The sequence below is a fragment of the Desulfoferrobacter suflitae genome, assembly GCF_022603395.1.
Lineage (GTDB): Bacteria > Desulfobacterota > Syntrophobacteria > Syntrophobacterales > Syntrophobacteraceae > Desulfoferrobacter > Desulfoferrobacter suflitae.
Genome location: NZ_JAIBKA010000005.1, coordinates 338,819 through 344,818, shown reverse-complemented (window position 1 = coordinate 344,818; position 6,000 = coordinate 338,819). Strand labels below are relative to the sequence as shown.

Genomic DNA, 6,000 nt, shown 5'->3' with positions numbered 1-6,000 from the left:
ACGAGACTGCCAACCAGTCGAGCCCGCAAGGGATTGAGATGAATGTATCGCAATAGCTCGAGCAGATACGGATCCTCCTCGCAAACAATTGACTTGTAGCGGTTCTGGAAAAGGTGCCCAGCTCTCCGGTGGCGCTTGTTAAAGCTGACGGCATAGCCGGTCATCAGCCGGCGCATGACTTTGCTGAGCGGGGTCGCGCCGGTGCGTAACAGCAGGTGGAAATGGTTTGGAATTAGAGCCCATGCGTAGCATTGTGTCTGCGTCTCTTCCAGGATGGTTGCCAGCCGCTCAAGAAAGTCCCTTCGATCCGCGCCATCTTTGAAGATCTGTTTTCGCTCTATTCCCCTGGCCATGACGTGCTGCAGGAGGCCGGGAGCGTCTAATCGGGGTTGACGAGGCATAGAAAAGCTCAAAGTTGTAAGGCTCTCAAGGATTGAAGGATTGCGGATTATCACGCATTGTAGGATTGAGTACAATTTGCTTTTACGTCGTCTTGTGCAAATCGCGGAGCGTTCATAAGCGGGGAATAAGGGACGTTGGTAGTTTGGTTAGTTTATTCATACAGTGAGGGTCAGGTCTACACATTTGACATTTTTGAACCGCGAAGACGCGAAGGGCGCTAAGGGACGCCAAGGATTCTATTTTTTCCTGATCCGGAAAAATTGATCAGGAAATGATCCGGCCCTGCGGGAGGCAGCTCTCCTTCGCGTTCTTTATGTCTTGGCGGTTCGTCCGGTTTCTCCAAGGGTCGGGCTAAGCTAACAATAACTCAGTGCCAATAAGAGGGCGTTTGCAACTTTGTAAACTTTTCAGTCCAGATACTCCAAAAACATTTTGTTGGCTTCCAATTCCTTTCCTCTTGCGACAGCTTTATGAACTCCCATGCGACTGATGCCAAGACATCTGGCAACCTCACAGAGGGCACTTTCCCATTTTCTGTAGTCAAGAACATCAAATGAAAGCACAATTGAGGACTCATTGAGCAACTTGAAAATTTCCACTTCTTAGATCCTCAATCTTCTTAACCGTGTCATGGTAAAGGTTTTCGTAGGCTTTCCACTCGATGAAATCGTCAAAATGTTCAAAGTTTTCTTCTTCATTCCCAATTCGTTCCGAGAAGCTTATAAAATCCTGCTGGTATTTGGCTCGGTAAAACCTCAACTTATCCTCAATTCGATGAAGTTCGCCGTAAGTCTCAATTAATAGCACATCGCCTATTTCTTGTTTTCTAAAAACAACCATCTTCTTTCCCTATTAACGTTTTTAAGGTTTTTAAGGGGTTTGGCCAAGTTATATTCTCGAAATCTCTGCATTAATGAGGTGATTTAACAACTCGAAAGGCCCGTGCGATGGGCCATTTTCAACCCACCCTTTTTATTTTCAACCCAACCCGATAGCCTGTCATTGCCTGTTTGGGATACCTCCAGGGAATTTTTTGGTCCTTTGCTCACTTTTTAGCGGCGTCCACGGATTTGTTCTGCTATAGGCTGGATATGCTACCGCTCACGATTCGCAGAAGAACCGTTCTGAAGAGCATCTCCCCGAGATCAAAGCCATCTCACCCGTGCCCATTGGAGCAGGGGACGAAAACAGATCTCGCGGGTGCTCTGCCGGCAGTGGAACTGGGTGCAGTCCAACGGCGAACTGCGGGATATGGCCTGCCCCTGTTGAATCGTAAGCGAACAGCCAACCGCATCTTCCGGGTGAACTGATTGTGTGTCATGATCGCCGCACACTTTATGAAGGAGGCGATCATGAAGAAGAGGACTCGGTCGGCTGAGGGTCAGGAGCGGCGAAGATTCTGGAAGCATCACCTGGAGCAATATCGCACAAACGGTCTGTCGCAGGCCGAATGCTGCCGCAGGCATGGACTGAGCATCAAGTTCTTTGGTTACCACAACGCACGATCGAAGCGAGTGCCTCAAGAATGTTCGTTAACGCAGCCTTTACCTTGGCTTTCAGTTCGGGATGGAGATGCCGGACTAATTCGACAACCTCATCGGGTACGCGGAGTTTTGTTTGCCCGCTCGGCATCACTCCTTCCCGCAAAGTTCTTCAAGGGTATACAGGTGTACCTTTTTTTTCTTCAATGCGGCTATGTCCTTATTGATCTCAGCCATCAACTCCGTATCGGATTTCACAGCCACGGTTTCCCGCCAACTCTCAAACTCGTCAGGACTTACCAGCACCGCTACAGGGCGGCCATTTTTGGTGATCACAACTTCTTGCTCCGTGGCGCAAACCGAATCCACAAGGGCGCTAAGTTTCATTTTGACTTCTGAAAGCGGTAGCGTTTTCATCATTAACCTCTATTATGGTGGACCATAGTTTAGGTCGATCATAATAAATACTAAGCGACGAATCAAGCTCACGTCTTCGTTCAGGCTAGGGGGAACCTTACTTTACTCTGTTATCCCGAGGCTGTGAAACAGTGATACGATGAAGCGGTCCAATCGAAAGGGTCAAGTTCATTTTGAAGTAATGGCACAGTTTACCATTTGACGGGCTGTGGCTTCCATGTGAGCTGTTGGTTTGGAACCGCTTGGCGTTGTTTTTTATCTTCGTGGTTGAGATTTTTTTTGGAACCGCTAAGGCGCAAAGGGCGCGAAGGAATGAGTTTTTTCTTTGCGCTCTTTGTGTCTTTGTGGTTCACTCATGTGTTCTGCACAGATTGCCGCTCCTTTTCCAGCTCCTGATGGAGCTCGTCAATCTGCTGCCTGATGAGCTCGTATTCTTCCGCCTTGCGCCTGAGAAAATGAACGGTCAGTCGAGCTTTTTCCTCCAATCCGCGCGGTGTCAAAAAATAAGCGTAGCCCATCTTGTTTTGGCTGTTCTTGAACCGATCGACCTTGATCCAGCCTTTCCTGGCAAGCTCATTCAGGCAGAAGTTGACCTTGCCCAGGCTGATGCCCATTTTTTCGGCCAAGAGGCGCTGGGAGATGTTGGGAGTCTCGTTTAAGGTCTTTAGGATGAGATAGTGAGCATCCATGTTTTTGCGTTGCGTGCGGATGGGATGGATGTTGTCGAAGGATACAGCTTCGCCAACTCGGTTACGGTCATTCGTTTAGATCGTTTGGAGCGTTGAAAAACGAAGAACAAAAAACCATAACCGAGGTTGCGTTCAGGGCGTGAACGTATAGAAACGGTGGGGCGGTGTCAAGGGAAAAATGCAATGGAGCCTGCTCGCAAATCCTTCCTGGCGTACTTTGTGTCTTCGTGGTACTGATTTTTGTGGAACCGCTAAGGCGCGAAGGATGCTGAGTACAAGCTGATAAGTTGATAAGTTGCTAAGAATCCTGTTGAATCTTGCCCGATCAGATAACGTGTGCGGCTCCTCGGTTAGAATTTTTAGGACCCGGTAGTCGCTGAATTTGGAGTTGTTGGCGTTTTGCGTCATATTCATAAAAAAATTAAAGCGAACCACAGAGGCACGGAAGGCACGGAGTTTGAGACTTCTCGGCTCGTCCTTTCTTACTGGGTGGTGCATATTCAGTCTGTAACTTCGTTTGCTTGCGCTCGCGGATTGCTGCTTCACTTTTATCCACGATGCCTGCCGGTACGCGGATAATCCCGCTGACGCACTACCTCCCTGCACTATTTCCCTATGGACCGCTTCGGGAATCAGCACCTCTCGGAAAAGCAACTTGAGAAGATCCAGTCTGTCAATCATTGCCAAAGCGATGAGCGGACCAGTGTTACATACCAGGCCGAGCATCATCCGGCTAGAACTCCTCAAATTCAGAATTCAGTTCGAATTCGTCCCACTCGACTGCTGGGGCCCCAAATCGGTGGCAGTTCAACAGAAAAGTCACGCGCGGCACTCCAGCCAGAGACGCTGCCTGGCCGGATGACAGGCGACCCATCTCGAACAATTGCACTGCGAGTGCCATCTTTGCTTCCTCCTCAAATGATTTAGGACTGAGATTGAGGACAGCAGGAAGTGACTGCGGATAATCAACACATAGTCTTCCCATATCAGTCTCCCGGCGTTCTGTAAAAAGGGTTCAATGCAACTATGCTCTTATTGATCTCAGCCATCAGCTCCGTATCGGATTTTACAGCCACGGTTTCCCGCCGGCTCTCAAACTCGTCAGGACTTACCAGCACCGCCACAGGGCGGCCATTTTGGGTGATCACAACTTCTTGCTCCGTGGCGCAAACCGAATCCACAAGGGCGCTAAGTTTCATTTTGACTTCTGAAGGCGGTAGTGTCTTCGTCATTAACCTCATATTATGACCGACCATAGTTTAGGTCGACCATAATAAATACCAAGCGTTGCTCATGTTTCTTCAATAGTTGCAGCATCAGCCTGCACCGGATTCGGCTGCATTCAAAGGAGCACCAGTCTTGTCAGTACCTCTCCGTGACAGGATGGTGTCATCGATGAACAGGTTTTCCGTTGTCAAGTCGAAGATGTCAGAAAGTGAATATCTATCGATCGCATCAAGAATTTCGAGGCCGATAAGTCTTCCTTGCTCGTCAATGTCGATGTTTATTCCTTCCGAGAGCTCCAGAGTCCTGAAGACCTCCTTTTCCTGCAAGGAGATGTAAAGTGCATCTGCTTCTCTATCGTATTCGATTCTCATGATTCATTCTCCCTTCCATACCACTGTGACTACTGAAATTAAATCATCCTTGCGGGAATAAGTCACCTTCAATAACCTGCCTCCAATGGCCTTGTAGGCATTCAGTCGATTCTTAAGCGAAGGTTCAAGATTATCGGGAAACTGTATGGTATTTTCGACTTCCTCCCTGGAGATTTTCCTCCATCTCATTCGTCTCAGTGCGTGACGGGTATAAGAGAACATCATGGTTTGATTTCATCGCATCTTAAATTCTGCGATAGATTTGGTATTTGAACCGCTAAGGCACGAAGGGCGCTAAGGGGCGCTAAGGATTTTATTTTTTCCCTGATCGGGGAAGACCGATCAGGAAAAGATCCGGCCCTTCGGGCGGCGGCTTATCTTTGCGTACTTTGCGGTTCACTCAAGTGAACGCCCCACACAGCTCCGCCAACTCGGTTCCACCGACTTGTTCCTGGGTTGTACGAAGGTAGGTTGTTGCCCACTGTTCACGGCGTGAATTTACCAGCAGGCGGCCGGTGGCGGTGTCGAAGCCAAAAAGCATGGGGCATGAATCTTGTCCTCTCTCCAGGGACTCCTGATGTGCGAGGAATCAGGATGAATTGCGTCGGCCGCTCAAAAATTCCGGCGGCGAATCACGATTCTTTTTTCGATTAAAAAGTTAAGCAGCCGGTCCACGCATGCGTCCAAAGAATGGCGGTCGGTTTCCACCAGGATGTCCGGATTTTCCGGTGCTTCATAGGGGGCCGACAGCCCCGTCATGTTTGTGATCTCTCCGGCCCTCGAGCGCTTGTACAGCCCTTTTGGATCGCGCTCTTCGCACACCTCCAGGGCGCATTTCACATAGCATTCAAAATAGGGGATTTCGTTCATCAGCCCCCGCACAAACGCGCGGCTTTCGCGATAGGGGGCGATGAACGCGGCGAAAACAAGTATCCCGGCATCCACCATGAGCTTGGCCACCTCGGCAATGCGCCGGATGTTTTCCTTGCGGTCTTCGGGCGACAGCCCCAGGTCTTTGTTGAGCCCGGTGCGGATGTTGTCGCCGTCCAGCACATAGCTTCGCACTCCCAACTGGTACAGGCGCTCTTCGACGGCATGGGCCAGTGTCGATTTGCCGCTGCCCGACAGCCCGGTGAACCAGATGAGGGCGCTGCGGTGGCCGTTCAGGAGGTGCCGGTCGGAGCACAGGATGGAGGATTGAAAAGGGAAGAAGGTTTGGGCCGTGGCTTCCCCGGTTTCATGCGTATCGGTTTTCATGGGTCGATTGTCCTTGTTTTGTTTGAAAGATGTTCAGCCAATGAACATTATAAAGACTGAAAATGTCTGTCAACAAAAAACACCAGCGCACAAACCATTTGACACCCACCGCCCAATAAGTAATAGTCCCTTGAAAAATCGGTTCATCATCAGAGG

The 6,000-nt window shown here is 49.7% G+C and carries 10 protein-coding genes and 1 pseudogene; 1 reads left to right on the top strand and 10 read right to left on the bottom strand.

Annotated elements, in window-relative coordinates; all coding sequences use genetic code 11:
• A partial coding sequence (locus tag K1V27_RS11350) for a transposase (RefSeq protein ID WP_258930109.1) occupies positions 1-401 on the bottom strand: 401 nt, incomplete at its 3' end.
• 574 nt (positions 402-975) lie between these two features.
• The gene (locus K1V27_RS11345; protein WP_258930108.1) at positions 976-1,242 is read right to left on the bottom strand and encodes a hypothetical protein; all 267 of its coding nucleotides are present in this window, start codon (positions 1,240-1,242) and stop codon (positions 976-978) included.
• A gap of 479 nt (positions 1,243-1,721) precedes the next feature.
• On the opposite strand from K1V27_RS11345, the pseudogene tnpA reads away from it, so the two are divergent.
• Positions 1,722-1,952 (top strand): annotated as a pseudogene (gene tnpA, locus K1V27_RS23160) (IS66 family insertion sequence element accessory protein TnpA); the annotation flags it as partial.
• 81 nt (positions 1,953-2,033) lie between these two features.
• Here the strand turns inward: tnpA and K1V27_RS11340 are convergent.
• The 8 genes from K1V27_RS11340 to cysC form a co-directional block, all read right to left on the bottom strand.
• Positions 2,034-2,300 (bottom strand): type II toxin-antitoxin system Phd/YefM family antitoxin, encoded by a 267-nt coding sequence (locus K1V27_RS11340; RefSeq protein ID WP_258930116.1) that lies wholly within the window; start codon positions 2,298-2,300, stop codon positions 2,034-2,036.
• A 353-nt stretch (positions 2,301-2,653) separates the two neighbouring features.
• Positions 2,654-2,989 carry a MarR family EPS-associated transcriptional regulator gene (locus K1V27_RS11335; RefSeq protein ID WP_258930107.1) on the bottom strand — a complete coding sequence of 112 codons (336 nt, stop codon included), beginning with the start codon at positions 2,987-2,989 and terminating at the stop codon, positions 2,654-2,656.
• A gap of 132 nt (positions 2,990-3,121) precedes the next feature.
• Positions 3,122-3,715, bottom strand: a complete 594-nt coding sequence (locus tag K1V27_RS23235; protein ID WP_492226229.1) for a PIN domain-containing protein — start codon at positions 3,713-3,715, stop codon at positions 3,122-3,124.
• A 7-nt stretch (positions 3,716-3,722) separates the two neighbouring features.
• A complete protein-coding gene (locus K1V27_RS11330) occupies positions 3,723-3,974 on the bottom strand; it encodes a UPF0175 family protein (protein WP_258930106.1) in 252 nt (83 codons plus the stop codon).
• Position 3,975: 1 nt separating this feature from the next.
• On the bottom strand, positions 3,976-4,221 hold the full coding sequence (locus K1V27_RS11325; RefSeq protein WP_258930105.1) for a type II toxin-antitoxin system Phd/YefM family antitoxin: 246 nt from the start codon (positions 4,219-4,221) through the stop codon (positions 3,976-3,978).
• Between the two features lie 84 nt (positions 4,222-4,305).
• Positions 4,306-4,587: a DUF2283 domain-containing protein gene (locus K1V27_RS11320; protein ID WP_258930104.1), complete on the bottom strand. Its 282-nt coding sequence runs from the start codon at positions 4,585-4,587 to the stop codon at positions 4,306-4,308.
• Positions 4,588-4,590: 3 nt separating this feature from the next.
• Entirely contained in the window at positions 4,591-4,809 is a 219-nt protein-coding gene (locus K1V27_RS22790; protein WP_353740565.1) for a DUF4258 domain-containing protein, read from the bottom strand.
• A 390-nt stretch (positions 4,810-5,199) separates the two neighbouring features.
• Entirely contained in the window at positions 5,200-5,844 is a 645-nt protein-coding gene (gene cysC / locus K1V27_RS11315; protein ID WP_258930103.1) for an adenylyl-sulfate kinase, read from the bottom strand.
• Positions 5,845-6,000 lie beyond the last annotated feature (156 nt).

Coding starts and splice junctions, on each gene's coding strand:
- K1V27_RS11345 (WP_258930108.1), bottom strand. CDS start 1,242: ATGGTTGTTTTTAGAAAACAAGAAATAGGCGATGTGCTATTAATTGAG.
- K1V27_RS11340 (WP_258930116.1), bottom strand. CDS start 2,300: ATGAAAACGCTACCGCTTTCAGAAGTCAAAATGAAACTTAGCGCCCTT.
- K1V27_RS11335 (WP_258930107.1), bottom strand. CDS start 2,989: ATGGATGCTCACTATCTCATCCTAAAGACCTTAAACGAGACTCCCAAC.
- K1V27_RS23235 (WP_492226229.1), bottom strand. CDS start 3,715: ATGCTCGGCCTGGTATGTAACACTGGTCCGCTCATCGCTTTGGCAATG.
- K1V27_RS11330 (WP_258930106.1), bottom strand. CDS start 3,974: ATGGGAAGACTATGTGTTGATTATCCGCAGTCACTTCCTGCTGTCCTC.
- K1V27_RS11325 (WP_258930105.1), bottom strand. CDS start 4,221: ATGACGAAGACACTACCGCCTTCAGAAGTCAAAATGAAACTTAGCGCC.
- K1V27_RS11320 (WP_258930104.1), bottom strand. CDS start 4,587: ATGAGAATCGAATACGATAGAGAAGCAGATGCACTTTACATCTCCTTG.
- K1V27_RS22790 (WP_353740565.1), bottom strand. CDS start 4,809: ATGTTCTCTTATACCCGTCACGCACTGAGACGAATGAGATGGAGGAAA.
- cysC (WP_258930103.1), bottom strand. CDS start 5,844: ATGAAAACCGATACGCATGAAACCGGGGAAGCCACGGCCCAAACCTTC.